This window comes from Streptomyces sp. NPDC088733 (assembly GCF_044751185.1).
In the GTDB taxonomy this organism is placed as follows: Bacteria; Actinomycetota; Actinomycetes; order Streptomycetales; family Streptomycetaceae; genus Actinacidiphila.
Genome location: NZ_JBIVLH010000022.1, coordinates 29,497 through 52,865 on the forward strand (window position 1 = coordinate 29,497; position 23,369 = coordinate 52,865).

Here is a 23,369-nt window from a genome sequence, read left to right on the forward strand (position 1 = left end):
CGCGCCCCCTGGCGCGGGACACCTGGTGCCGGAGGTTGACGTTCCGTACGAATCGCGCGGTTAATGTGCCCCGGAAACGGCGGAGACGGGAGTCGCAATGGGGGATCCACTGCTGTGGAGGGCGGGTTCGGGAGATCTGGCGACGTGGCTCGGGGGCGTGCAGCGCCTGCTCCTCGGTGAAGCGGTGGCGGGCTACACCGTGCGGAGCGGGCCGGTCTTCCCCGACTACGGCGACGTGATCCACCAGGCCGCGGACACCGGCGACCTGGCGCGTTTCCTCGCCGGGCGGGGCGTGGACGCCCTGCGGGCCACCACCCGCCGCGGCGCGCGGCAGGACGAGCCGGCCGTCGAGTACCTGGTCGAGGGCCGCACGGGCGCCGGCGCACTGCGGGTCACATCCTCCGGGGAACGCGCCGGAAGCGTGCGCCTGCACGCGCCGGTGACCTCCCCCGCGGCCCTCGCCGACTGGCTGCACCGGCTGTCCCCGCTGCTCCCCGTCCCCGTGCCGCGCCGGTCGTGGTCCGCGACGCCCCTCGCGGAACCGCTCGCCGTCACCCTCCACCAACGCGCCGGGACGATCGTCGTCGCCCTGGAGAGCCTCGACACCGGGCCGGGGACGGGCGGCGTCCGCCCGTCCGACGACCGGCTGCTGGTCACCTCCCGCCCGCGGGCCCTCGCCGAGGACACCGCCCTGCTCGCCTCGCCCGCCGCCCTGGAGCGCCGACGGGTCGGCACGGGCGGCGACCTCGGGCAATGGCTTGCCGCACTCGACGGTGCGACGCCCGCCCCGACCGGCCGCGCGGCGCGCGCCGCGCTTCCCAGGACCGGCATGCGGGCCCAGGTGTGGCGGATCGAGCACGGCACCCCGCTGCTCATGATCGGCCGCGCCGGCGGCCCCGAGGTGATGGCCCGCGGCCCCGTGGACACCTTGCAGGCATGGTCCCGTCCGCTGCTCTCGCCGGCCGTCCACGGCCGTGCGGCCGCCCCGACACGGCGCCGTCTCGCCGCGTGGCTGCGCGCCGTGGGGGAGGCCGTCTTCGGCGGCCCCGCCGCCTGGAGCTTCGGCGACGCGCCCGCCCCCGTGGGCACCGACGACCTCGCCGTGTCGCTCTCCCGGGCCGCCGACCCGCGCGCCCCCGGCGTCGACCGGCTCGCCCCCGGCAGCGTCACGCTCAGGGGTGCCGTCACCGCCGCCGGGCCTGTCGGCGTCACCGGCCGTCCCGCCCCCTGAGCCACCATCACCCGCCCCGGTGGCGTGCGCCCGGTGGCACCCGGGGGTTTGAATGGGAGGGAAGTCCAGGAAAGCGGGCGCATGGGTGAGCACCCACCACACCGATCTCCGCAATCTCCGAGCGCTGCCCGACGGCGGCGGCGCCGTGCTCGTGGTCGACGCGCACGGCAGCATCGTCATGTGCAGCGAGGCGGTGCGCGAACTCCTCGGCCTGACACCCGGGGACCTGTGCGGCCGCCCGGTCGCCGACCTGCTCGCCGACGCCGGCATGTGGCCCCTGAAGGGGATGCACGGCGACCTGGAGTTGCGCCGCAGGGACGGCACGACGGTCATGATGTGCCTGGAGGCGCTGCCCATGATGGCGCCCGGCGGCGAGGGACTCGTCGTGCACATGACGCCCCTGCAGCTCGCCCTTCGCCGCCAGGAGGACGAAGCGCTGGTCAGGGCCCTGTTCCGGCAGCAGCGGGTGGGGCTGGCGATCCACAGCATGGACCTGACCACGACCCGCCTCAATCTCTCCTCGCACCACCTCGGCACGGCGGAGGTGGGGGCGGAGGGCGACACGGACCCGGCGTCGGCGTACGGCCGCTGCGTCGAGGAGACACTGATCCCGGCGGACGCCGAGGCGGTCCTCGCACAACTCCAGCGGGTGGCGGAGACGGGCGAGCCGATGGTCGACTGGGTGCACAGTGCCCGGCTGCGGAGCGAGCCCGGGCGGGAGCGGGCCCAGTCCTTCTCCGCGTTCCGGCTGCATTCCGCCACCGGGCGTGCCATCGGTGTCGCGGTGGTCTTCACCGACGTCACCCAGGAGCACGCGGCACGTGAGCGCATCTCGCTGCTCCAGGCCGCCGCCGAGGGCATCGGCCGCAGCCTGGCCGTTCCCACCGTCGCCCGGGAGCTCGCGGACGTCCTGGTGCAGCGGGGGTTCGCCTGTATGGCGGCCGTGGACCTCACCGAGGGCGTGCTGCTGGGGCAGGAACCCGGTGAGGCGGGGCCGGATACGGCCTTCCAGCGGGTCGCCGTCGCCTCCTCCGACGGGGAATGGCCCCCGGAGATCCACCCGTCGGGCGCCACCTTCGAGATGCCCGGCCTGGCGGAGGAGCAGGTGCGCCGGGGCACGGGCGGGCTCCGGCCGCGCCTGGACCAGTGGCGGGCCGGTCCGGTCCTCGACTCCGACGAGGCCCAGGTGCTGCTGCCGGACGCCGCCGAGTCGTTCCTCCTGGTGCCGCTCAGCGCCCGCGGCCTGGTGCTCGGCACCTTGATGCTGTGGCGCACCGCGGCCGTCGCCCCCTTCGGCGAGGACGACGCCGCCCTTGCCGAGGAGATCGCGTCACGGGCCGCCCTCGGGCTGGACAACGCCCGCCGCTACACCCGCGAGCACCGCACCGTCGAGGCGCTGCAGCGCAGCCTGCTGCCGCCCGCCGTCACCGAGACCCGGGCGGCGCGGACCGCCGGCAGCTACGTCCCGGCCGGCAGCACCGAAGGGGTCGGCGGCGCCTGGTTCGACGTCATCCCGCTGTCCTCGTCGCGGCTGGCGTTCGTCATCGGCGGTGTGACCGGCCACGGACTCAACGCGGCCGCCACCATGGGGCGGCTGCGCACCGCCGTGCAGACGCTCGGCGACCTCGACCTGCCCCCCGGCGAACTCCTCGCCCATCTGGACGACCTGGTGGTCCGGCTCGGCGACGTGGAACCGCCGCCCGGGGACGCACCCGGGGACGCCCTGCCCACCGCGACCGGGGCGACCTGCCTCTACTGCGTGTACGACCCGTTGGCGGGGCGCTGCGAGATGGCCAGCGCAGGGCACCCGCCGCCGGTCTTCGCCGCCCCCGGCGTCCCCGCCGAGGTCGTCGACGTCAAACCCGGGCCGCCGCTGGGCGTGGACAGCCTGCCCTTCGAGCCGGTGGGCTTCGACATCCCGCCCGGCAGCATGCTCGCCTTCTACAACCTGCCGCTGCTGTCGCAGCCCGACGGCACCCCGGCGGAGCGCCTGGCCCGCATGCGCGCGGTACTCGCCGCCGACGCGTCGGAGGGCACCACGCCCACCCGCACCGGCCGCACCCTCCTGCGCGACCTGCTCCCCGGGCCGCCCGACGACGACGTGACCCTGCTGGTGGCCCGCATGCGGCCGCTGCCCCCCGACGCCGTGGCCACCTGGCGGTTCCCCGCCGACCCCGCGGTGGTCGCCGAGGCCCGCACCGCGGTGGAGGCGCAACTGGAGCGCTGGAACCTGACGCACCTCGCGTTCCCCACCGAGTTGATCACGAGCGAACTCGTCACCAACGCCATCCGCTACGGCGGCGCCCCCGTGGGCCTGCGCCTGATCCGCGACGAGAACCTGGTGTGCGAGGTCTCCGACGCCAGCCAGACCCAGCCGCGGCTGCGCCGGGCGCGCCTTTCCGACGAAGGAGGGCGCGGCCTGTTCCTGATCGCGCAGCTCTCCAGCCGCTGGGGGAGCCGCTACACGGACACCGGCAAGACGATCTGGGCGGAGCAGCCCCTGGGGGACGCCGGGCGGTGACCGCGGCGTTCACTATTGCGGGTGAAACGTGCGGACCCGCGCCCTGGGTGCCCCCGGTTCGGCGCTGCCGGGAGGTTCCCTCGTAGCAGGAACACGAGGGGGTCCCCATGCGGCCTGTCGCCGGTACCCGCCGCCCCACGCGGCGCGGCATGCGGTGCGCGGCGCTCCTGTTCGCCCTGTTCGCCCTCCTGCACACCGCTTTCACGCCCGCCGGGGCCCATGCCGCCGACATCGGGACCGGCCGCTGCGCCGCGCCCGCGTGCGCTCCCCTCCAGCCGCTGGCCGCCCCGGCCGACAACGGGCACCACGGGGGAGGCCCGGACTCCTGCCACATCGCCGCGCCGCACCTGCGGTACGGGCACGCCGTGCGCGACCTCGCGGCCGCCGTGACGCACGACGACGGTGCCCCGGCCGCCGTGCCGGACGACGGCGCCCGCTGCGCCGCTGCCGCCGCCCAACCGCCGAACGCCCCCTCGGCGCCTCCCGTTCCGCGCTGCTGACAGGGCCGGGGCCGTCCGCCCCCGCGCGGGGACGCGTCCCGTCCCCGGTCCGCCCGGCCTTCCTGGGCTCGGCACCCCCTGTCCGCGTTCCGCAATGAAGGTGTACGCCATGCCTCCTGCCGTCCCGTCCGTCACGCGCGTCCTGCGCACCGATGTCACCGCGTCGCTCGTCGTCTTCCTCGTCGCCCTGCCGCTCTGCGTGGGCGTCGCCGTCGCCTCCGGCGTCCCCGCGGAGCTGGGGCTGGTCACCGGCATCGTCGGCGGCCTGGTGACCGGCCTGCTGCCCGGCAGCAGCCTCCAGGTCAGCGGGCCGGCCGCGGGCCTCACGGTGATCGTCCACGAGGCCGTACGGGAGCACGGCGCGGCCGCGCTCGGCGTGGTCGTCCTCGCCACCGGTGTGCTGCAACTCGCCCTGGGCGCGGCCGGTCTCGGCCGCTGGTTCCGGGCCATCTCGGTGTCGGTGGTGGAGGGCATGCTCGGCGGCATCGGCCTGGTGATCATCCTCGGGCAGCTGTACGCGATGGCCGACCATGGGGCACCCGCCTCCGGGCCCGGCAAACTGGCCGGTCTGCCCGGCCTTATCGCGCACGCGGCGACCGAACCGCGGGCCCTGTCGGCCCTGGCCGTCGGGGTGGGGACGATCGCGGTCATCGTGCTGTGGCAGCGGCTGCCGGCCAGGGCCAGGGTGGTGCCCGGGGCGCTCGTGGCGGTCGCCTGCGCCACGGCGGCCGCGGCGCTGCTGCACCTGCCGCTGAAGACCGTCCAGGTGCGGGGCCTGGCCGACGCGCTGCGGCTGCCCGGCGCGGACGCCCTCGGCGTGCTCGCCTCGCCCGCCGTGCTCGGCACCGTCGTGGCGTTCACGCTGATCGCCTCCGCGGAGAGCCTGTTCAGCGCGGCGGCGGTGGACCGGCTGCACGACGGCCCGCGCACCCGCTACAACAAGGAACTCGTGGCCCAGGGCGCGGGCAACACCGTGTGCGGGCTGCTGGGGGCGCTCCCCATGACCGCCGTCATCGTGCGCAGCTCCGCCAATGTGCACGCCGGGGCCCGCACGAAGGCGTCCCGCGTCCTGCACGGGGTGTGGCTGCTGCTGTTCGCCGCGCTCCTGCCGGCCGTCCTGGAGTACATCCCGCTCGCCGCCCTGGCAGGTGTCCTGGTGCACGCCGGCGTCAAGCTGCTGCCGGTCGCCCCCTTGCGGGCGCTGTGGTCCGCGCACCGGGGCGAGGCCGTCGTCCTGGCGGTGACCGCCACGGCCATCGTGACGGTCAACATGTTCGAGGGCGTGCTCATCGGGCTGGGGCTCGCGGTCGCCAAGACGGCCTGGGAGATCTCGCGGGTGCACGTGGCCGTCACCGACCACGGCCAGGGCGCCATCACGGTGCGGCTGAGCGGGAACGCAACCTTCCTGCGCCTGCCGAAGATGCTCGACGTCCTGGAGGCCCTGCCCGCGCACCGGCCCGTCGAGCTGGACCTGACGGGGCTGCGGCACCAGGACCACGCCAGCGGCGTCGCCCTGCGCTCCTGGGCGGAGACCCGTACCGCCCCCGGGACGGCCGCCGTACGGCCGGCACCCGCCCTGTGACCCGGGCCGTGCGGCTCAGGCGAACGGCGGCGGTGCGTTTGCCGATGCCACGGCACCGGCGGAGCGTTGCCGTACACACCCCGCGGCGCGTGGCCGCGACGCGGTGGCGAGGGAATGGGAAGGGAAGGGGCCGGCGATGAAGGACACCAGGGCCCGGCGCATCGCGGAGTTCATCGAGCCGCTGCGTGTGGCGCCCGGGTCGAAGGTGGACCTCGCCGAGGACTTCGACCCCCGCTACAAGGCCCACCTGACCAAGCCGGAGGGCGTGGAACTGCTCAAGGCGGGCGTGGCACTGCTCGCCGAGTACCAGGCGCGGCTGGCCGCCCAGGACACCTACGGCGTGCTGCTGTGCCTCCAGGCCCTGGACGCCGGGGGCAAGGACGGGACGATCCGCCACGTCATGAGCGGCGTCAACCCGCAGGGGGTGAAGGTCAGCAGCTTCAAGGTGCCCTCCGCCGAAGAGCTGGACCACGACTACCTGTGGCGCTACGCCCGCAGGCTGCCGGCCCGCGGGGACATCGCGATCTTCAACCGCTCGCACTATGAAGAGGTCCTCGTCGTACGCGTGCACCAGGAGGTCCTCGACCGCCAGCGGCTCCCTGGCGCCCCGCACGGCAAGGCGCTGTGGAAGCGCCGCTACCGGGAGATCAACGACTGGGAGCGGTACCTCACCGACAACGGCTTCAAGGTGGTCAAGGTCTTCCTGAACCTCTCCAAGGAGGAGCAGCGCGCCCGATTCCTCAAGCGGATCGACCTGCCGGAGAAGAACTGGAAGTTCTCCGCGGCGGACGTCCGCGAACGGCGCCACTGGGATGCCTACCAGGAGGCGTTCTCCGAGATGCTGTCGGCCACGAGCACCACGTGGGCGCCCTGGTACGTCGTCCCGGCGGACCGCAAGTGGTTCGCGCGGATCTGCGCGGCCGCCGTGCTGGCGCACATGCTGGTGGAGATCGACCCCCGGTACCCCACGGTCGGCGCCGAGGCCCGCGAGGAACTCCTCACCGCCAGACGGGAACTCGAAGCCGAAGCCCCCGAGGGCGCCCCCGCAGACCCGTACGCGGCGGGCCACCCGCGCGACGGGCACGGCTCGTGACCGGCTGATCGGAGGCAGGAGATGACGGAGGAGCCCCTTCCCGCGCCACCAGGTCCCGATGCCCCGGACGACTGGTACGCGCGTGCTCCCGAGGACGTCGCAGCGCTCCTCGGGGTGGACCCGGCGGCCGGCCTGTCAGCGGCACGGGCCGCCGAACTGCTCCTCGCGCACGGCCCGAACGCACTGCCCGAGGAGAAGCCCCCGCCGGCCTGGCGCCGGTTCCTCGACCAGTACCGCAGCTACATGCAGATCATCCTGGTGGTCGCGGCGGTGGTCTCGTTCCTGATCCAGCAGTGGAGCACCGGCATCCTGCTCGTACTCCTCACCCTGCTGAACGCGGTCGTCGGACTGCGCCAGGAGGGCAAGGCCGAGAGCGCGATGAACGCGCTGAAGTCCATGATGAAGGTGACGGCACGGGTCCGGCGCGGGGGCGCGGAGTCGGAGGTGCCGGCCGAAGAGCTCGTGCCCGGCGACGTGGTGCTCGTCGCCGCCGGCGACCAGGTCCCCGCCGACGGGCGCCTTGTCGAGGCGCACGCGCTGCAGATCGACGAGTCGGCGCTCACCGGCGAGAGCGTCCCCGCGGTCAAGGACGCCGGCACACTGCCGCGCGGCACGAGGCGCCCGGGGCCCGGCGACCTGCCGAACTCGGCGTTCATGAACACGACCGTCACGCACGGCAGCGGGGTGCTGCTCGTCACCGGGACGGGCGCGGACACCGAACTGGGCAAGATCTCCGGGATGCTGTCGGCCACCGCCAAGGAGCAGTCGCCGCTCACCCGGGAGCTGAACAACCTCACGCTGTGGATCGCCGCCGCGGCCGGCCTGACGATGATCGTGATGTTCGCGCTCGGCCGGACCCGCGGCCAGGCCTGGGACACGCTGTTCGTCAGCGCGGTCTCGCTGGCCATCGCCGCCATTCCCGAGGCACTGCCGACGGTGACCCAGGTGATCCTCTCCGTCGGCAGCCTCAACCTGGCCCGGCGCAGCGCGATCGTCAAGGAGCTGCCGTCGGTGGAGACGCTGGGCTTCACCTCGGCGATCAACTCCGACAAGACCGGCACCCTGACGCTGAACCAGATGACCGCCGTGGAGGTGGTCACCCCCACCGACCGGTACACCGTCTCGGGCACCGGCTACGCACTGGAGGGCCGGATCCACCACGCCGCGGGCTCCTCCGCGGGCATCGAGGACGCGATCCTGCCCTACCTGGTCGCCAGTGACGCCGGGCTGGTGGACGGCGAGGTCGTGGGCGACCCCACGGAGGGCGCGCTGCTCGTCCTCGGGCACAAGGCGGGTCTGGACATCGACGGGACCCGTGCCCGGCTGCCCCGGATCGCCACACTGCCCTTCGACCCCGACTACAAGCTGATGGCCACCTTTCACACGGCGGCCGACGCGTCCGGCCGCCCGGTCGTCCGCTGCTTCGTGAAGGGCGCCGCGCCCGCGGTCACGTCCCGCGCCGCCACCGCGCTCTCGGCGGGAGAGGGCATCCCCTGGGACGCGGAACTGCAAAGTCGCGCCCAGGAGCAGATCGAGCGCATGGGCAGTGAGGGACGCCGGGTGATGGCCGCGGCCACACGCGATCTGGACCCCGCGGCCTTCGACCCGGACGGCGACCTGCTCGCCCTCGTCACCGGCCTGCGCATGACCAGCCTCGTGGCCATGGTGGACCCGCCTCGTGAGGAGTCGCGGACCGCGGTCGCCGAGGCGCAGAAGGCGCACATCCGCGTCCGCATGGTGACCGGTGACGACGTGACCACCGGCGCGGCCATCGCCCGGCAACTCGGCATCCCGGGCGAGGCGATCCTCGGCGCGGACTTCGCGGCGCTTCCCGAGAGCGAGCAACTCGCCCGCATCGACGGGATCGGAGTGGTGGGGCGTGTCGCTCCCGAGCACAAGGTGCTGCTCGCCGACACGCTCAAGAAGAAGGGCGAGGTCGTAGCGATGACCGGCGACGGCGTCAACGACGCGCCCGCCATCAAGGCGGCCGACATCGGCATCGCCATGGGCAGCGGCACGGACGTGGCGAAGAATGCCGGCCGCATGATCCTGTCCGACGACAACTTCGCCACGATCGTCCACGCCGTGGCCGAGGGCAGGAAGCTCTACGACAACCTCACCAAGTACATCCGCTTCGTCCTCCTGCTGCTGGTGGCCTTCGTCCTGACCTTCCTGGGCGCCACGGTGCTCAACATTGCCGCCGGCGAGCCGTTCAGCCCGGCACAGGTCCTGTGGGTGCACTTCGTCGTCAACGCGCCGTTCGGCTTCGCCCTGGGCTTCGACAGGGAGAGCCCGGGACTGATGAGGCGCATGCCGCGTCCCCGCGGGGAGTCCGTGCTGACCCGGCCGGTCCTGGTCACGGTCGGGCTCGGTGGACTGGCCCTGACCGTCCTCCTGCTCGCGCTCATCAAGGTGGGCGAAGCCCGTTTCGGCAGCGCCGGGACCGGCAATGCGATGGCGTTCACCGCCTTCGCGCTCTGCCTGATCGTGGCCGCCTTCGAATGCCGCAGCGAGACGGAATCGGTCCTGACGACGTCCACCTTCGACAGCAAGCAGATGAACCGGGCGGCGCTGTGCGAGTTCGTCCTCGCCGTGCTGGTGACACAGGTGGACGGATTCCGTTCCGTGCTCGGCACGACCCGGATCGATCTGCGCCAGTTCGGCTGGGCGCTCCTCGCTGCCGTCGTCCTCCTGCTGCTGTGGGAGGCGGGCAAGCTCCTCGCGCGCAGGGCGCGTTCGCGCGCGGGCACGGTCGCGGTGCCCGATCCCGGGCGCGTGGCCGCGTAGGGCGGCTTCCGCCGCGCCGGGGCCGCCTCAGTAGTGCCGGAGGGTCTTGGCGCGCTCCAGGGCGGTGCGCACCGCGGCCGACAGCGTCTCGATGTCGTACGCGCCGTAGTGGCGGCGGCCGTTGATGAAGAACGTGGGCGTCCCGGAGACGTTGCTGAGGTCGGCGGACTCGGCGTCCTCCGCGACCCGCAGCGCGACGGGGCGGGCGTCCAGGTCGCGGCGGAAGCGTTCCATGTCGAGCTCGATGGCGGTCGCGAGCCGGTCCAGGCCCGGGCCGTCCAGGGACTGGGGGTGGGCGAAGATCTGGTCGTGCATCTCCCAGAAGCGCTTCTGGACCGCGGCGGCCTCCGCGGCGCGGGCGGCCATCACGGCGTTGGGGTGCACATCGGAGAGCGGCAGATGGCGCCAGACGTACCGGACGTCGCCGAAGTCCGCGAGCAGGTCGCGGATGACCGGCTCCGCCTCCCCGCAGTAGGGGCATTCGAAGTCGCCGTACTCGACGACGGTGACCATGGCGTCGTGGGGACCGCGGATGTGGTCCCGGTCGGGGTCCACGGGCTCGGCCAGGTCCTCCAGTTGCTGCGCCCTGCCGAGCAGCGCCCGGCGCCGCAGGGCCCGGGGCAGCCGGGCCAGTACGAGCGTGACGAGCCAGGTGAGGACGAAGGCCAGCAGGACGGCGCAGAGGATGCCGATCTTGGCCTCGGCCAGTTGCTGCCCCTCGAAGGCCCGGTTGGCGATGAGCAGCGCAATGGTGAAGCCGATGCCCGAGACGGCCCCGCCGACCGTCACCGAGCCCCAGCCGACGGGCGGGCGCAGCCGCCCCCGGCTCAGCCAGGTCGTCAGCGCGGAGCCGCCCACCATGCCGAGCGGTTTGCCGATCACATAGGCGGCGATGATGCCCAAGGTGATGGTGGAGGTGAACGCGGCCGACAACTGGGAGGCGTTCACGGTGATGCCCGCGTTGGCCAGGGCGAACACCGGCACGATCACATAGCTGGTCCAGGGGTGGAACAACTGCTGCAGCCGCGCGTTCAGCGACACCGACCTCGCCAGGCCGCGGCGCGCGGAGCGTTCCAGGCTCGGCGTCGGCTGCTCCCGGAACTGCAGGTAGAGCCGGCTCGCCCGGCGCAGGTCCTCGCCGCGGGCCGGGTAGTCGCACGCCATGAGGCCCAGCGCCAGGCCCGTCACGACCGGGTCCACACCCGACTCCAGCAGGGCGAACCAGACGGCGACGCCGGTCAGTGCGTACGCGGCGCCGCGCCACTCGCCGCAGACGCGCACCACGTAATTGGCGATCCAGATGCCCGCGGCGAAGAGGCCGATCGCGGCGAACAGCGCCGGCCAGGACACCCCGGTGGTGTAGGCGACCGCGATGACGGCGAGCGCGACGAAGTCGTCGACGACGGAGGTCGTCAGCACGAAGGCCCGTGTCGCGACCGGCAGCCGCCGCCCCACGAGGGCGTACATCCCCAGCGCGAACGCGGTGTCCGTGGAGATCACGGTGCCCCAGCCGCCCGCGCCGCCCGTGCCGTGGGTGAAGGCGAGGTAGATGGCGAGCGGCACGAGCATCCCGGCCAGCCCCGCCGCCGTCGGCAGGGTGATCCGCATACGGTCGCGGAACTCGCCGAGGTCGAACTCGCGCCGGGCCTCCAGGCCCACGATGAAGAAGAACAGCGTCATCAGGCCGCTGTTGATCCACTCGCGCAGGTCCAGGGAGACCTCGTTGGACCCCAGGGCCAGCGACAGATGGGTGTGCCAGACCGAGGCGTAGCTCCCGGGCGCGGCGTTCGCCCAGACCAGGGCGATGATCGTGGCGGCGAGCAGATAGGCCGCGCTCGCCGTCTCGGTCCGCAGGAACCGCAGCAGCGGCGCTGTCGTGCCGGCGCTGCGCGGCGTCTGCCCCGATGCCCGCAGGGACGAGAAGGCACTCACCCGGTCATCCTGGCACGTGCCGCCGGCGGCGGCCCGTCCTTCCGGCGAGGACGGCCTCCGGTTGTGCTCGCCGGAAGGACGGGCCGTCCCCGAGCGCGGCCGGACGCCGGGGTTCAGCGGGACGCGTCGCGCAGCAGTTCCCCGATCGCCCCGAGCACGGCGTCGGGGCGTTCCTCGTGGAGCCATCCGTGCCCGGCGGCGTCGAGGACGCGGTGGGTGCCGCGCGGCACCGACGCGGCGATCCGCGCGTGCAGTCCGAGCTTGGCGGCGTTCATCTCCCGCACCGTCCCCTCGGACCACAACTGCGCCTGGGTGGGGTCGACGCCCATGGCCGAGAGGACCGTCAGCGGCACGTCGGGCAGCTCCCGCGCCTGCCGGAGCTCGTCGGCGACCACGGTGTGCAGATTGCCGTCCTCCTCCCAGCCGGTGCGCCACGACACGAGGTGGTACTCGGCGAGGGCTTCCCGGACGTCCGGCGGCCAGGCGGCGAAGTGGCGCCCGAGCACCTCGCGGGAGCGGTCGATCTGTTCCTGCGTCGCCTCCGGGAGATCCGCCTTCTTCATCAGCTCCAGCTTCTCCCGGACTTCGGGCGGCGCCTGGGCGTACATGTCCTCGTGGAACGGGTCCAGCAGGAGCAGGCCGGCGGTGTCGGAGGGGAAGCGGTGCGCGAAGTGGCGTGCGTACGCGGCCCCGAGGGAGTGGCCCACCAGCAGGTAGGGGCCCGGGACGCCCGCCGTGCGCAGCAGGTCGCGCAGTTCGGCGGTGACGTCGGACGCCGTGCGGGGCAGTGCGGCCGGGGCGCTCCATCCCGTGCCCCCGCGGTCGTAGAGGACGCAGGTGGTGAACGCGGCCACGCGGTCGTGGAGGTTCAGGTAGTCCAGGCCGATCATGCCCGCTCCGGCGAGCAGCACCACGGCCGGGCCGCCGGTGCCGGAGCGGTGCAGCAGGAGCCGGCGCCCCGCGACGTCGTGGAACTCTCCGCGTGGCGGCTGCCGGTCGGCGGCGGGCCCGGTGCCGTCCGCGGCTCCCGGGCCGGCCGTTGTCCCGTGCGGTCGTTGTGTCATGCGGGCTGACTCCCTCCCCAACGTTCTCAACTTTGAGAAAGGTATCGGACATGAGATCGTGCGTCCATGGAACCGGTCGACCTGCTCCTGCACCCGGTGCGGCTCCGCATCGTGCACGCCCTGTCGGGCGGCCGGACCCTCACCACGACACAGTTGTGCGGCCTTCTCCCGGACGTCTCCAAGGCGACCGTCTACCGGCACGTCGGCCTCCTGGCCGACGGCGGCCTGCTGGAGGTCGAGGGCGAGCAGCGGGTGCGCGGCGCCGTCGAGCGCCGCTACCGGCTGCACCGCGCCCGCGCCACGGTCGACGCCAGGACGGCCGCGTCCGTCGGCCGTGACGACCACCGGCGGATCTTCGCGGTGGCCATGGCCACCCTCCTCGCCGAGTTCAACGCCTACCTCGACCGCGACGGCGCCGACCCGGCCGCCGACGCCGTGGGCTACCGCCAGCACGCCGTCTGGCTCAGCGAGGACGAACGCGCGGCGATGATCGACGAGTTGCGCGCCGTCCTCCTCCCGCGGCTGGCACAGGGCCCGGCGCCGGACCGGACCCGGCACCTGATCAGCCCGGTCCTGTTCCCCGCCGAGGAACCGCCCGGGCGCCAGGACCGCTGACGGACGTACGGCCCTGGACCAGGGCCTCCGCGGCCGGCGCGGCGGCGGGGGCGGGCAGGTCGTCGCCGTACTGGACGGCGATCAGCGCGATGTCGTCGTCGAGCTCCATGGGGGCGCCGCCCCCGACGTGGTGGGACAGGCCGTCCAGCACGTGCCGGAGCAGGTCCTCCGGCTGGGAGCCCGGCCAGGCGGCGACGTGCGCCCCGAGGTCGTAGAACTGGCCGTCGGAGTTGCGGGCCTCGATCGCGCCGTCGGTGTAGAGCAGCAGCGTCGCCCGGCGCGAGAAGGGGAACGTGTCCACCGCGTAGTCGCCGGCGCTCAGACTGCCCAGGCCCAGCGGCGGGGACGGCGACCTGGGCGCCAGCAGCAGGGTGTCCGCCCCGTGCGCCAGGTACGGCGGTGGATGGCCGCAGTTGACCGCCCGGACCGTGTCGCCCTGGTCCGGCACCTCCAGCAGCAGGGCCGTGATGAAGCGCTCCACGGCGTCGGCGTCCGTCAGACCCGCCTCCTCGAAGTGGCCGCGCACGCTGAACTCCAGCTCGGCGATCAGCTCCGGCAGCGACCGCGTCCTGCGGGCGCCGGCGCGGAACGCGCCCAGCAGCGCCTCCGCGTCCTCCACCGCGGGCAGGCCCTTGCCCCTGACGTCGCCGATGAGGATGCGCACCCCGGCCGCGCATCTGGAGACCGCGTACAGGTCGCCGCCGATCTGCGCGTGCGGATGCGAGGCGTGGTACGTGGCGCGGATCCGCAGATGCCCCACGTGCGGCGGCAGCGGCCGCAGCAGCACCCGCTGAATGGTGTCGGAGACGATCCGCACCTCGGTCAGCTCGCGCACACTGCGGTCGCGGATGCTGCGCGAGGCGATGACGAACGCGGAGATCAGCCCGATCTCCGCCAGGTGGACGACGGGGATCGAGGTGCCCAGGAGGTCGTCGTGGGCGTCCAGCACGAAGGCGGCGACGCACGACAGGGCGGCGATCACCGCGGTCAGCCGCGGCCCCGCCAGCGCCGCCGTCGTCGCGGGGACGACGGCCATCAGCGAGGCGAGGTGCTGCGTGGTCGGCACGACGAAACCGGCGATGAGGATGCCGGCGATCATCACCAGTGCCACGACGAGCGGTCCCGGGCCCTGCGCCATCATCATCCGCCAGGACCACGCACTCGGCGCGCCCGGAGAGGCGGTTCCCTGCGGCGGGTGCCACCGGAATCGGCGCCAGAAGGTGCTGCTCATCGCGGTCCCATGGCGTCAGAGGACCCGCAGCCCCGCTTCTCGGGCCGGCAGCCGCGCGCCGGCGGTTGGCTGTCGCATATGTCGAATGTACGCCCGACCGCTCCCCGGCCGTCGGAACGATCAGGACGGGCCGCGGCCCGGAGCCCGACGGCGGCCGATCCCGGCGCTGTCAGCGGGGCGTGCCAGGGTGTGGCCATGGTGGCGATCACGGTGCACACGGAGGACGGTCGGCGGCACGTCCGGCCGTCGGCGGCGGAGTTGGCGGGACTCGTCCGGCGGATCGGGCAGAAGGGCGACCGGTTCCTGGTCCTCCAGCGGGTGCCCGACCTTCCCGACGTCTTTGCCCAGGTCTGGCACGAGGCCGGAGGCGCATACGTACTGGAGCACCGGGACGGGGCCTTCGACCGGCACTTCCACGCGACCCTGGACGCTCCGGAGCCCGTGATCGCCGCACTCACCGGCTGGGCGTCCGGGGAGCCGGGCTGGGCGGAGGGCGCGGACTGGGCGCCGCTGGACCTCGGCCCGGCACCCGAGCCCGTACCCGAGCCGGATCTGAGCCGGCAGGACCGGGAGGTCCTGGAGGCACACGTCCGCGAGCTGCTGATCGGCGGTTTCGCCACGCGGGCCGAACTGGCGGAGACCGCGGAGGACCACCTCGTCTCGGGCGACGACCGTCCGGTCTCGCCCGAGCAGGCCCGGCAACTGGTCGACCGGATGTGGCGGGAACGGGTGGCGGAACAGGCCGGCTGGGACGGCGAGACGGACCCCGAGCGGCTGACCCGGGCCTTCGCGGCACTGGAGGCGTCGGGCGTCACCGCCCGCGAGAACTTCACCTGCTGCCATTCCTGCGGGCAGAGCGAGATCGGCGCGGCCGGGGCACCGGACGCCCGCGGCTTCGTCTACTCCCACAGCCAGTGCACCGGCTCCGCCGCGGCCGGGCGCGGGCTCACGCTGCTCTACGGCGGCTTCGACGGCTCCGAGGGGACGACGGCGGCCGTGGGCCGGGAGGTCGTGGCGGCGCTCACGGAAGCGGGGCTGTCCGTGGAGTGGGACGGGGACCCCGGGCGTGCGATCACCGTGACGCCCCTGGACTGGCGCCGGCGTCTCGTCGGCTAGCCGCGGAGCCACCGGACCGCGGCCGCGGCCCGTCGGCCGCCGGAGCAACGGTCAGCCGCGGCCCAGCATCCTGCGGAACCAGCCCGGGCGGCGCGGCGGCCGGGGCGGGACGACCACCACGCTGCCGCCGACGATGCGGCCGGTGACGACGATCCGGTGCAGGACCGGGCCGTCCTGCTGCTGCTCGCCCTTGCGGCGGCGTACGACGGAGCCGCCGCGGATCTCGACCCCGGCCGCGTCCACGTCGTGGCCCGCGGGGACGATCAGCCGCAGATTGCCGCCGCGGAGGGTCACATCGACCTCGGTGACCGGCTCGGTGACGGTGGCGGAGGTGAAGTCGAGGACCACATTGCCGCCGCGCACCTCGGCCTCCAGCCGCTTCGGCACCAGCCAGGCCCCCTCGCAGCGGAGGTTGCCACCCACCCGCCGGGTCCGCACGACGTCCTTCGCCTGCGGCTGCTGCGGCGGCTGCCGCACCAGGCCCTGACCGGGGAGGTCGGCGACGAGCGGGGCGAGGTCGGCGTAGGTGCGGGCCGTGTAGCAGGCCTCCAGCCGCTCCTCCAGTTCCTCCAGGCTCAGCCGGCCGTCCCCGGCGGCGACCCGCAGGACGTCGGATATCCGGTCGCGGTCCTCGTGCGAGGCCCGCTGCTCCAAGGGGCTCTTGGGTTCCCACGGGGTCGGATGGCTCATGACCGGCACCTTATGGCAGGACGCGCGGGTGGTGTGCGCGCGGCCGGTGGTCGCGGTCACCGGCGACCGGTCGTCAGCGCCAGGACGTGGACCGGGCCGGTGCCGGGCGCCCGTCGTCGCGTCCCGAGGAGCGGACCAAGGTGCCCTCCCGCGCGCGGTGCTCGTGCACGAGGCGGATCGCCATGGCGCCCTCCCCGGCGGCCGCGGCCACGCGTTTGACCGAGCCGCTGCGGACGTCCCCGGCGGCGAACACCCCGGGCAGGGTCGTCTCCAGCGGCAGCGGGCCGCGGCCGAGCGGTGCCCAGAGCTCGGGGTCGGCCGCCGCCTCGGCGGCGGGACCGGTGAGGACGAAGCCGTGCTCGTCCAGGCCGACCGCTCCGCGCAGCCACGCCGTGCGCGGGCGGACGCCGATGAGGACGAACAAGGCCCGCGCGGGGATCCGGCGGGGCACGCCGGTCACGGTGTGCTCCACCGTCACCGTCTCCAGCGCGTCCGTCCCGGAGACCGCGCGGACCTCGGTGTCGAGCAGCACCTCGATCCGCGGGTGGCGGCGTACCCGGTCCACCAGGTAGCGCGACATGTCCCGGCCGAGGTCGCGGCCGCGGACGACGAGGTGCACGCGGGGCGAGCACCCGGCGAGGAACAGCGCCGCCTGGCCCGCGCCGTCGCCGCCGCCGACGACGGCGACAGGGTCCGCCCCGCAGCGGCCCGCCTCGTGGGCCGTTGCGGCGTGGAAGACGCTGCCGCCCTCGAAACGCTCGATGCCGGGGACGTCGAGCCTGCGGTAGCGCACGCCCGGCGCCAGGACGACGGTTCCCGCGCGGCTGCGCGAGCCGTCGGCGAGGACGACCGTGCAGTGGTCGTCGCCGGCCTCCAGCGCGGTCGCCTCCGCGGGCACCGTCAGCCGCGCCCCGCACCCGCGTGCCTGGAGCGCGGCGCGCTCGACGAGTTCGCGCCCCGAGATGCCCGAGGGGAAGCCGAGTTGGTCCTCGATGCGGGAGGCGGTGCAGGCCTGGCCGCCGGTGGCCACCGCGTCGACGGTGACCGTCGTGAGCCCGTCGGACGCGCCGTGCACCGAGGCGGCGAGGCCCGCCGGGCCCGCGCCGATCACGACGAGGTCGAGGACGGCGGGCCGCCGGCCGGGTGCGGGCAGCCCGATGAGACGGGCGAGTTCGGCGGGGGCGGGGTTGCGCAGCACCTGCTGCCCCTCCCAGATGACCATCGGCGTCTGCTCGGGACGGATGCCGAACCGGCGCAGCAGCGCCTCCGCCTCCTCGTCCCTCTCGAGGTCGGTCCACCGGTGGGGCAGCCGGTTGCGCGCCGCGAACTCGCGCAGCCGCAGCGTCTGCGGCGAGTAGCGGGAGCCGAGGACGCGGAAGCCGCCGCCGGGCCCGACGAGCAGGGAGCGGCGCCCGAGGTGGGCCCGCAGCACCAGGTCGCCGAGGACCGGGTCGCGGGCCACCAGTTCGCGCTGGCGGGCGACCGGCACGGCGAGGATCTCGCCGGGCTCGCGGACCACGGCCGTCTCGAGCGCCGCATGCCCTTCGAGCAGGCCGAGTTCGCCGAGGAACCGGCCGGGGCCGTGCACGGCGACCGTCCGCTCGTCCGGTCCTCCGCGGTCGTGGAGGATCTCCACGGTGCCGCCGAGGATGGCGAGGAACTCGTGGAGGGGCTCGCCCTCGCGGAACAGCAGCTCGCCGTCCTGGGTCCGCCGGCGTTCGCCGTGCGCCGACAGCTCGCCGAGCTGTGCCTGCGTCAGCCGCGGGAAGGCGCCGTAGCGGTCGGGTGTCTCACGCGCGACCCGGCGCGCGTGGGTGGCCGGGGTGTCCATCAGACCGCGGCCGGGTCCGTCGGCGGGACCGGGTCCGGGGCCGGGCGCGGGTCCGGTTGCGTCACCATGACAGTGCTCCTTCCGCCGGCCGGGCGGCGTCAGCCGCGGTCCGCGATGTTCTCCTCCACCCATCGGCGCAGTTCGTGGTCGGGCGCCGCGCCCGCCCGCCGGGTGATCTCCTTCCCCTGGCCGAGCAGGACCAGGGTGGGCACCGCCATCACCTGGAAGCGCTGCGCGAGCGCGGGCGCCCGGTCGATGTCGACCTTGACGAGCTTGATCCTTCCGGCGAGCTGCCGGGCGACCCGCTCCAGGGCGGGGCTCACCATGCGGCAGGGACCGCACCAGGTGGCCCACAGGTCCACCAGCACGACCGGGCCGGTCTTCGCCGCGATCTCTGCGATCTCCGCGAAGTCCTCGTCGCCCGCGTCGACGATCCACGGCAGCGCCGCGCCGCAGGCGCCGCAGCGGGGACGCCCCTGCGCCGCCGCCGGCACGCGGTTCGTGCGCCCGCACGTGCCGCAGGCGACGGTGGTGCTCCGGTTCACGGACGTCACGGACATCGTGTTCCCGCCTCCCGTCGGCCGTTCATGAGGCCAGCCGGTTCCGGGCGGCCGCCTGGGGGCGGTCGCCGTAGGTCACCACCAGCTCGCCGTCCCGGGCGTCCACCCCGATCGTGGCGCCGTCCTGCACGTCGCCGCGGATCAGGGCCCGGCCCACCAGCGTCTCGACCTCGTGCGAGATGTAGCGGCGCAGCGGCCGGGCGCCGTAGACCGGGTCGAAGCCCTGCTCGGCGATCAGCTCGCGGGCGGCGTCACTGAGTTCGACGGTGATCCGCCGCTCCGCCAGCCGCCGGCGCAGGTCGTCGATCTGCAACTCGACGATGCGCTCGATCTGCTTCAGGCCGAGCGGCCTGAACAGCACGATGTCGTCGACGCGGTTGAGGAACTCGGGCCGGAACCGGCTCTGGAGCTCGCCCATCACCAGCGCCCTCGCGTCGGGCTTGACCTCGCCGTCGGGGGTGACGCCGTCGAGCAGGTGGGCCGAGCCGATGTTGGAGGTCATGATGACGATGGTGTTGCGGAAGTCGACGGTGCGGCCCTGGGCGTCGGTGATCCGGCCGTCGTCGAGCACCTGGAGCAGGGTGTTGAACACGTCCGGGTGGGCCTTCTCGATCTCGTCGAAGAGGACCACGGAGTACGGCTTGCGGCGCACGGCCTCGGTGAGCTGCCCGCCCTCCTCGTAGCCGACGTACCCGGGAGGAGCGCCGACCAGCCTGCTGACGGTGTGCCGTTCCTGGTACTCGCTCATGTCGAGCCGGACGATGTTCTCCTCGGTGTCGAAGAGCGTCGCGGCCAGGGCCTTGGCCAGCTCGGTCTTCCCGACGCCGGTCGGTCCGAGGAAGATGAACGAGCCGATGGGGCGCCGCGGGTCGCGGATGCCCGAACGGGCCCGGATGATCGCGTCGGTGACCAGCCGGACGGCCTCGTCCTGTCCGATGACGCGCTCGGTGAGGATGTCGTCCAGCCGCAGCAGCTTCTCCCGTTCGCCCTCCTGGAGCCTGGCCACCGGGATGCCGGTCCACGCGGCGACGATCTCGGCGATCTCGTCCTCGGTGACGACCTCGTGCAGCAGACGGCTCTCGCCCTGCTTCGCGGCGAGCGCGTCCTCCTCTGCGGCGAGCCGGCGTTCGAGGCCGGTGAGCGTGCCGTAGCGCAGTTCCGCCGCGCGGTTGAGGTCGTAGGCGCGTTCGGCCTCCTCGGCCTCCTGGCGGACCTGCTCCAGCTCCTGGCGCAGCTGCTGCACCCGCCGGATGGCCTGGCGCTCGGCCTCCCACTGGGCCTGCATCGCGTCGGCCTGGGCGCGCAGGTCGGACAGCTCGCGGCGCAGCTCCTCCAGGCGCTCGGCGCTGGCCGGGTCGGTCTCCTTGCCGAGCGCCGCCTCCTCGATCTCCAGGCGGGTCACCCGCCGTGTGATGCCGTCCAGTTCGGCCGGCATGGAGTCGATCTCGGTCCGCAGCCGGGCGCACGCCTCGTCCACCAGGTCGATGGCCTTGTCCGGCAGGAAGCGGTCGGAGATGTAGCGGTGGCTCAGTGTCGCCGCCGCGACCAGCGCGGTGTCCTGGATCTTCACGCCGTGGAAGACCTCCAGGCGCTCGCGCAGCCCGCGCAGGACGGACACGGTGTCCTCCACGCTCGGCTCGTCCACCACCACCTGCTGGAAGCGGCGTTCCAGGGCCGCGTCGGACTCGACGTACTTGCGGTACTCCTCCAGCGTGGTGGCGCCGATCATGTGCAGTTCGCCGCGTGCCAGCATCGGCTTGAGCATGTTCCCGGCGTCCATGGCGCCCTCGGACCCGCCGCCCGCGCCGACCACCGTGTGCAGTTCGTCGACGAACAGCAGGATCCGGCCCCCGCCGCCCTTGACCTCGCTCAGCACGGCCTGCAGCCGCTCCTCGAACTCGCCGCGGTACTTGGCGCCCGCCACCAGCAGGCTCATGTCGAGGGAGAAGATCGTCCTGTCGCGCAGGCCGTCGGGGACGTCGCCGCGGACGATCCGCTGCGCCAGTCCTTCCACGATCGCCGTCTTGCCGACGCCCGGATCGCCGATCAGCACCGGGTTGTTCTTCGTCTTGCGGCTGAGGATCTGGACGACCCTGCGGATCTCCTCGTCCCTGCCGACGACCGGGTCCATCCTGCCGCTGCGGGCCTCGGCGACCAGGTCGCGGCCGTACTTCTCCAGCGCCTCGTAGGAGGCCTCCGGAGTGGCCGAGGTGACCCGCTGGTTCCCGCGGATCCGCGTCAGCGCGGTGAGGAACCCGTCCTCGGTGATGCCGTGCTCCTTGAGCAGCCGGCCCGAGGCGGTGCGGGAGCCCTCGCCGGCCAGCGCCAGCACCAGGTGCTCCACGGACACGTACTCGTCCTTGAGCCGCTTGGCCTCCTGCTCCGCGGTGTCCAGCAGCCGGGCCAGGCGCTGCGTGATGTACACCTGGCCGGGAGCGGCGCCCGGGCCGGTCACCTGGGGCCTGCGCGCCAGCTCCTGCGACAGCTCCTTGCGCAGCGCACCGACCTGCGCGCCGGTCTGCTCGAAGAGCCGGGGCACGAGCCCCTCCGGCTGGTCGAGGAGGGCGAGCAGCAGGTGCTCGCCGTCGACCTCGCTCTGGTGCAGCCGGCCGGCGATCGTCTGCGCCTCCTGCAGCGCCTCCTGGGACTTCTGGGTGAGCCGGTTCATATCCACGATTCATCACTCCTGGAGCCGGCGTTCGCCCTCCTCAGGGCGGCCTCGAGTTCGGCGATCCGGTCGAGCAGGTCGAGCACCACACCCAACGAGGCGTAGTTCAGGGGCAGTCCGGCCCGCAGCCGCTGGACACGGGCCAGCTTCGCCGGGACGTCCGGCGCGAACCACAGCCGCCCGCCCGCGTCCCGGTCGGCGTCGACCAGGCCGAGCGCGACGAATCTGCGCACCAGGTCGGGGTGGAGGCCGGAGCGCCGTGCGACGAGCTCCAGGTCGAGCCGGCGGACCGGGACCATGGCCGTACCGCGTACGACGACGTTGAGCACCGGACGGTGCGCCGGGGCGGCCGCCCTGACGACCGGGGCCGGCCGGCGGGCGGCGGCACGCGGCCGCGGATCGCTGGTCATCCCCGCCTCCTCGGGTCGAAGGAGGAGACGCCGGCCAGCTCCTCGTAGAGCCGGCGCTCCTGGTCGCCGACATCGGGCGGCACCATGATGCGGACCTCCGCGTACAGATCGCCCGCGGCGCCGCGCGGATGCGGCATGCCCTCGCCGCGCAGACGGAGCCTGCGCCCGCTGGACGAACCGCCCGGGACCGTCACCTTGGCGGTGCCTCCGGGAGTGGGGACCGGCACTGTCGCGCCGAGCGCCGCCTCCCAGGGCGTGACCGGCAGGACGACGTGGATGTCCCGGCCCTCCAGGCGGAACCGCGGATCGGGGGTGATCCGCACGCGCAGGTACAGATCGCCCGGCGGGGCGTCGCCGCTGCCGCGGCCTCCCTGACCGGCCAGCCGGATGCGCTGGCCGTCGGTCACGCCGCGGGGGATCGTCACGTCGTACGTCCGCTGCCCACCGGGCCCGCCGAGGGTGATGCCGCGCTTCCCGCCGTGGTAGGCCTCCGCCACGCCGAGCCGGATCTCGGCCTCCTGGTCGGCGCCGGGCACCGGGCCCCGGGTGCCGCCGCGGCCGAACATGCCGCCGAACAGGTCCTCGAAGTCGACCCCTTCGAAGCCCTCGCCGGCGTCCGAGACGAAGCGGACCCGGCCGCCGTCGCCGCCGCCTCCCGCGCCGCCGGGCCGGCCGCCGCGGGCCCGCGCCCCCGCACCGACGCCCGCGCCCACACGCTCGTCCCAGTCCTCGGGAACGCGGCGGAAGTCCTCGCCGAAGCGGTCGTAGCGCCGCCGCGTGGCGGGGTCGGACAGCACGCCGTACGCCTCGTTGAGCTCCTTGAAGCGCTCCTCCGCGCCCGGGTCCTTGTTGATGTCCGGGTGGAACTTGCGGGCCCGGGAGCGGAACGCCTGCTGGATCTCCTCGGACCCCGCGTCATGCGCCACCCCGAGCACCTCGTAGTAGTCCCGTGCCATCGGACGTCACTCCTGACGCCTGGCGACCACGACGGACACCGGGCGCAACTGCGTCTCGCCCTCGCCGTAACCGGGACGCACCACCTGCACCACGGAGTTGGGCTCCGCCTCTGGGTCGTCGACGACCCCGACGACCTCGTGCAGGGCCGGGTCGAAGGGCACGCCGGTCTCCTCGTGGCTGGGGAACCCCAGGCCGCGCAGCACCTGCACGGCCTGGTCGCGCACCGCCTTCACGCCCTCCAGCACGGCGGAGCAGTCGGACCCGGAGTGGGCCAGGGCCAGTTCGAGGTTGTCGACCACGGGCAGCCAGGCGGCCGTCGTGCGGGCGCGCTCGGTGAGCCGTTCGCGCTCCAGTTCCCTGCCGTGGCGCTTGCGGAGGTTGTCGAGGTCGGCCAGGGCGCGGCGCCAGCGGTCCTGCAACTCCTCCAGCGCGGCGGTCCGTTCGTCCGGCCCGGGGGCGGCACCGGGAGCGGCCGCCCCCGGCACCTCCTGCGGGGCCTGCCCGCGGACCCCGTCGGGTACGTCGACCGGTGCGGGTCCGGCCGGGGGCGTCGTCGGTTCCTGTTCGGTGGACATGAGCGC

General features: G+C 74.1%; 18 protein-coding genes. 8 read left to right on the forward strand and 10 right to left on the reverse strand.

What is annotated here, in order from left to right; all coding sequences use genetic code 11:
• Nucleotides 1–97 precede the first annotated feature (97 nt).
• The 6 genes from ACIP64_RS31220 to ACIP64_RS31245 all read left to right on the forward strand — a co-directional run bounded on the left by ACIP64_RS31220 (nucleotide 98) and on the right by ACIP64_RS31245 (nucleotide 9,714).
• Nucleotides 98–1,231 carry a hypothetical protein gene (locus tag ACIP64_RS31220; protein WP_401593174.1) on the forward strand — a complete coding sequence of 378 codons (1,134 nt, stop codon included), beginning with the start codon at nucleotides 98–100 and terminating at the stop codon, nucleotides 1,229–1,231.
• A gap of 85 nt (nucleotides 1,232–1,316) precedes the next feature.
• Nucleotides 1,317–3,752, forward strand: coding sequence for a SpoIIE family protein phosphatase (locus tag ACIP64_RS31225; protein WP_401593176.1), 2,436 nt, complete (start codon nucleotides 1,317–1,319; stop codon nucleotides 3,750–3,752).
• A 107-nt stretch (nucleotides 3,753–3,859) separates the two neighbouring features.
• Nucleotides 3,860–4,252, forward strand: coding sequence for a hypothetical protein (locus tag ACIP64_RS31230; protein WP_401593178.1), 393 nt, complete (start codon nucleotides 3,860–3,862; stop codon nucleotides 4,250–4,252).
• A gap of 109 nt (nucleotides 4,253–4,361) precedes the next feature.
• Nucleotides 4,362–5,834 carry a SulP family inorganic anion transporter gene (locus ACIP64_RS31235; protein ID WP_401593180.1) on the forward strand — a complete coding sequence of 491 codons (1,473 nt, stop codon included), beginning with the start codon at nucleotides 4,362–4,364 and terminating at the stop codon, nucleotides 5,832–5,834.
• Between the two features lie 136 nt (nucleotides 5,835–5,970).
• Complete coding sequence (locus ACIP64_RS31240; protein ID WP_401593182.1) at nucleotides 5,971–6,927, forward strand: polyphosphate kinase 2 family protein; 957 nt, start codon at nucleotides 5,971–5,973, stop codon at nucleotides 6,925–6,927.
• Nucleotides 6,928–6,948: 21 nt separating this feature from the next.
• Entirely contained in the window at nucleotides 6,949–9,714 is a 2,766-nt protein-coding gene (locus ACIP64_RS31245) for a cation-translocating P-type ATPase (RefSeq protein WP_401593184.1), read from the forward strand.
• A gap of 27 nt (nucleotides 9,715–9,741) precedes the next feature.
• Here the strand turns inward: ACIP64_RS31245 and ACIP64_RS31250 are convergent, their stop codons facing one another.
• Nucleotides 9,742–11,646 carry a Na+/H+ antiporter NhaA gene (locus ACIP64_RS31250; protein WP_401593186.1) on the reverse strand — a complete coding sequence of 635 codons (1,905 nt, stop codon included), beginning with the start codon at nucleotides 11,644–11,646 and terminating at the stop codon, nucleotides 9,742–9,744.
• A gap of 113 nt (nucleotides 11,647–11,759) precedes the next feature.
• Nucleotides 11,760–12,710, reverse strand: coding sequence for an alpha/beta fold hydrolase (locus ACIP64_RS31255; protein WP_401593188.1), 951 nt, complete (start codon nucleotides 12,708–12,710; stop codon nucleotides 11,760–11,762).
• A gap of 66 nt (nucleotides 12,711–12,776) precedes the next feature.
• Between ACIP64_RS31255 and ACIP64_RS31260 the strand changes: the two genes are divergently transcribed.
• On the forward strand, nucleotides 12,777–13,325 hold the full coding sequence (locus ACIP64_RS31260; protein WP_401593190.1) for a helix-turn-helix domain-containing protein: 549 nt from the start codon (nucleotides 12,777–12,779) through the stop codon (nucleotides 13,323–13,325).
• Here ACIP64_RS31260 and ACIP64_RS31265 read toward each other — a convergent pair.
• Nucleotides 13,273–14,556, reverse strand: a complete 1,284-nt coding sequence (locus ACIP64_RS31265; RefSeq protein WP_401593192.1) for a PP2C family protein-serine/threonine phosphatase — start codon at nucleotides 14,554–14,556, stop codon at nucleotides 13,273–13,275. The two genes, ACIP64_RS31260 and ACIP64_RS31265, sit on opposite strands and share 53 nt — an antisense overlap.
• Nucleotides 14,557–14,751: 195 nt before the next feature.
• Between ACIP64_RS31265 and ACIP64_RS31270 the strand changes: the two genes are divergently transcribed.
• Nucleotides 14,752–15,672: a DUF6891 domain-containing protein gene (locus tag ACIP64_RS31270; RefSeq protein WP_401593194.1), complete on the forward strand. Its 921-nt coding sequence runs from the start codon at nucleotides 14,752–14,754 to the stop codon at nucleotides 15,670–15,672.
• Nucleotides 15,673–15,723: 51 nt separating this feature from the next.
• On the opposite strand, the gene ACIP64_RS31275 is transcribed toward ACIP64_RS31270, so the two are convergent.
• From ACIP64_RS31275 to ACIP64_RS31305, 7 genes are all read right to left on the reverse strand, one after another.
• Complete coding sequence (locus ACIP64_RS31275; protein ID WP_401593196.1) at nucleotides 15,724–16,362, reverse strand: DUF1707 domain-containing protein; 639 nt, start codon at nucleotides 16,360–16,362, stop codon at nucleotides 15,724–15,726.
• 73 nt (nucleotides 16,363–16,435) lie between these two features.
• Nucleotides 16,436–18,193, reverse strand: coding sequence for an FAD-dependent oxidoreductase (locus ACIP64_RS31280; protein ID WP_401593198.1), 1,758 nt, complete (start codon nucleotides 18,191–18,193; stop codon nucleotides 16,436–16,438).
• A 98-nt stretch (nucleotides 18,194–18,291) separates the two neighbouring features.
• Entirely contained in the window at nucleotides 18,292–18,753 is a 462-nt protein-coding gene (gene trxA / locus ACIP64_RS31285; protein ID WP_401593200.1) for a thioredoxin, read from the reverse strand.
• 25 nt (nucleotides 18,754–18,778) lie between these two features.
• Entirely contained in the window at nucleotides 18,779–21,427 is a 2,649-nt protein-coding gene (clpB, locus tag ACIP64_RS31290) for an ATP-dependent chaperone ClpB (RefSeq protein ID WP_401593202.1), read from the reverse strand.
• On the reverse strand, nucleotides 21,418–21,831 hold the full coding sequence (locus ACIP64_RS31295) for a chaperone modulator CbpM (RefSeq protein WP_401593204.1): 414 nt from the start codon (nucleotides 21,829–21,831) through the stop codon (nucleotides 21,418–21,420). The genes clpB and ACIP64_RS31295 overlap by 10 nt, the downstream gene beginning before the upstream one ends.
• Entirely contained in the window at nucleotides 21,828–22,787 is a 960-nt protein-coding gene (locus tag ACIP64_RS31300; protein WP_401593206.1) for a DnaJ C-terminal domain-containing protein, read from the reverse strand. The genes ACIP64_RS31295 and ACIP64_RS31300 overlap by 4 nt, the downstream gene beginning before the upstream one ends.
• 6 nt (nucleotides 22,788–22,793) lie before the next feature.
• Entirely contained in the window at nucleotides 22,794–23,363 is a 570-nt protein-coding gene (locus tag ACIP64_RS31305) for a nucleotide exchange factor GrpE (RefSeq protein ID WP_401593209.1), read from the reverse strand.
• Between the last annotated feature and the right edge of the window lie 6 nt (nucleotides 23,364–23,369).

Bases quoted from the DNA above. Each gene is read 5' to 3' on its own strand.
- ACIP64_RS31220 (WP_401593174.1), top strand. From the start codon at position 98: ATGGGGGATCCACTGCTGTGGAGGGCGGGTTCGGGAGATCTGGCGACG.
- ACIP64_RS31270 (WP_401593194.1), top strand. From the start codon at position 14,752: ATGGTGGCGATCACGGTGCACACGGAGGACGGTCGGCGGCACGTCCGG.
- ACIP64_RS31245 (WP_401593184.1), top strand. From the start codon at position 6,949: ATGACGGAGGAGCCCCTTCCCGCGCCACCAGGTCCCGATGCCCCGGAC.
- ACIP64_RS31300 (WP_401593206.1), bottom strand. From the start codon at position 22,787: ATGGCACGGGACTACTACGAGGTGCTCGGGGTGGCGCATGACGCGGGG.
- ACIP64_RS31240 (WP_401593182.1), top strand. From the start codon at position 5,971: ATGAAGGACACCAGGGCCCGGCGCATCGCGGAGTTCATCGAGCCGCTG.
- ACIP64_RS31280 (WP_401593198.1), bottom strand. From the start codon at position 18,193: ATGGACACCCCGGCCACCCACGCGCGCCGGGTCGCGCGTGAGACACCC.
- ACIP64_RS31295 (WP_401593204.1), bottom strand. From the start codon at position 21,831: ATGACCAGCGATCCGCGGCCGCGTGCCGCCGCCCGCCGGCCGGCCCCG.
- ACIP64_RS31230 (WP_401593178.1), top strand. From the start codon at position 3,860: ATGCGGCCTGTCGCCGGTACCCGCCGCCCCACGCGGCGCGGCATGCGG.
- ACIP64_RS31235 (WP_401593180.1), top strand. From the start codon at position 4,362: ATGCCTCCTGCCGTCCCGTCCGTCACGCGCGTCCTGCGCACCGATGTC.
- trxA (WP_401593200.1), bottom strand. From the start codon at position 18,753: ATGTCCGTGACGTCCGTGAACCGGAGCACCACCGTCGCCTGCGGCACG.
- ACIP64_RS31255 (WP_401593188.1), bottom strand. From the start codon at position 12,710: ATGACACAACGACCGCACGGGACAACGGCCGGCCCGGGAGCCGCGGAC.
- ACIP64_RS31260 (WP_401593190.1), top strand. From the start codon at position 12,777: ATGGAACCGGTCGACCTGCTCCTGCACCCGGTGCGGCTCCGCATCGTG.
- ACIP64_RS31305 (WP_401593209.1), bottom strand. From the start codon at position 23,363: ATGTCCACCGAACAGGAACCGACGACGCCCCCGGCCGGACCCGCACCG.
- ACIP64_RS31265 (WP_401593192.1), bottom strand. From the start codon at position 14,556: ATGAGCAGCACCTTCTGGCGCCGATTCCGGTGGCACCCGCCGCAGGGA.
- ACIP64_RS31275 (WP_401593196.1), bottom strand. From the start codon at position 16,362: ATGAGCCATCCGACCCCGTGGGAACCCAAGAGCCCCTTGGAGCAGCGG.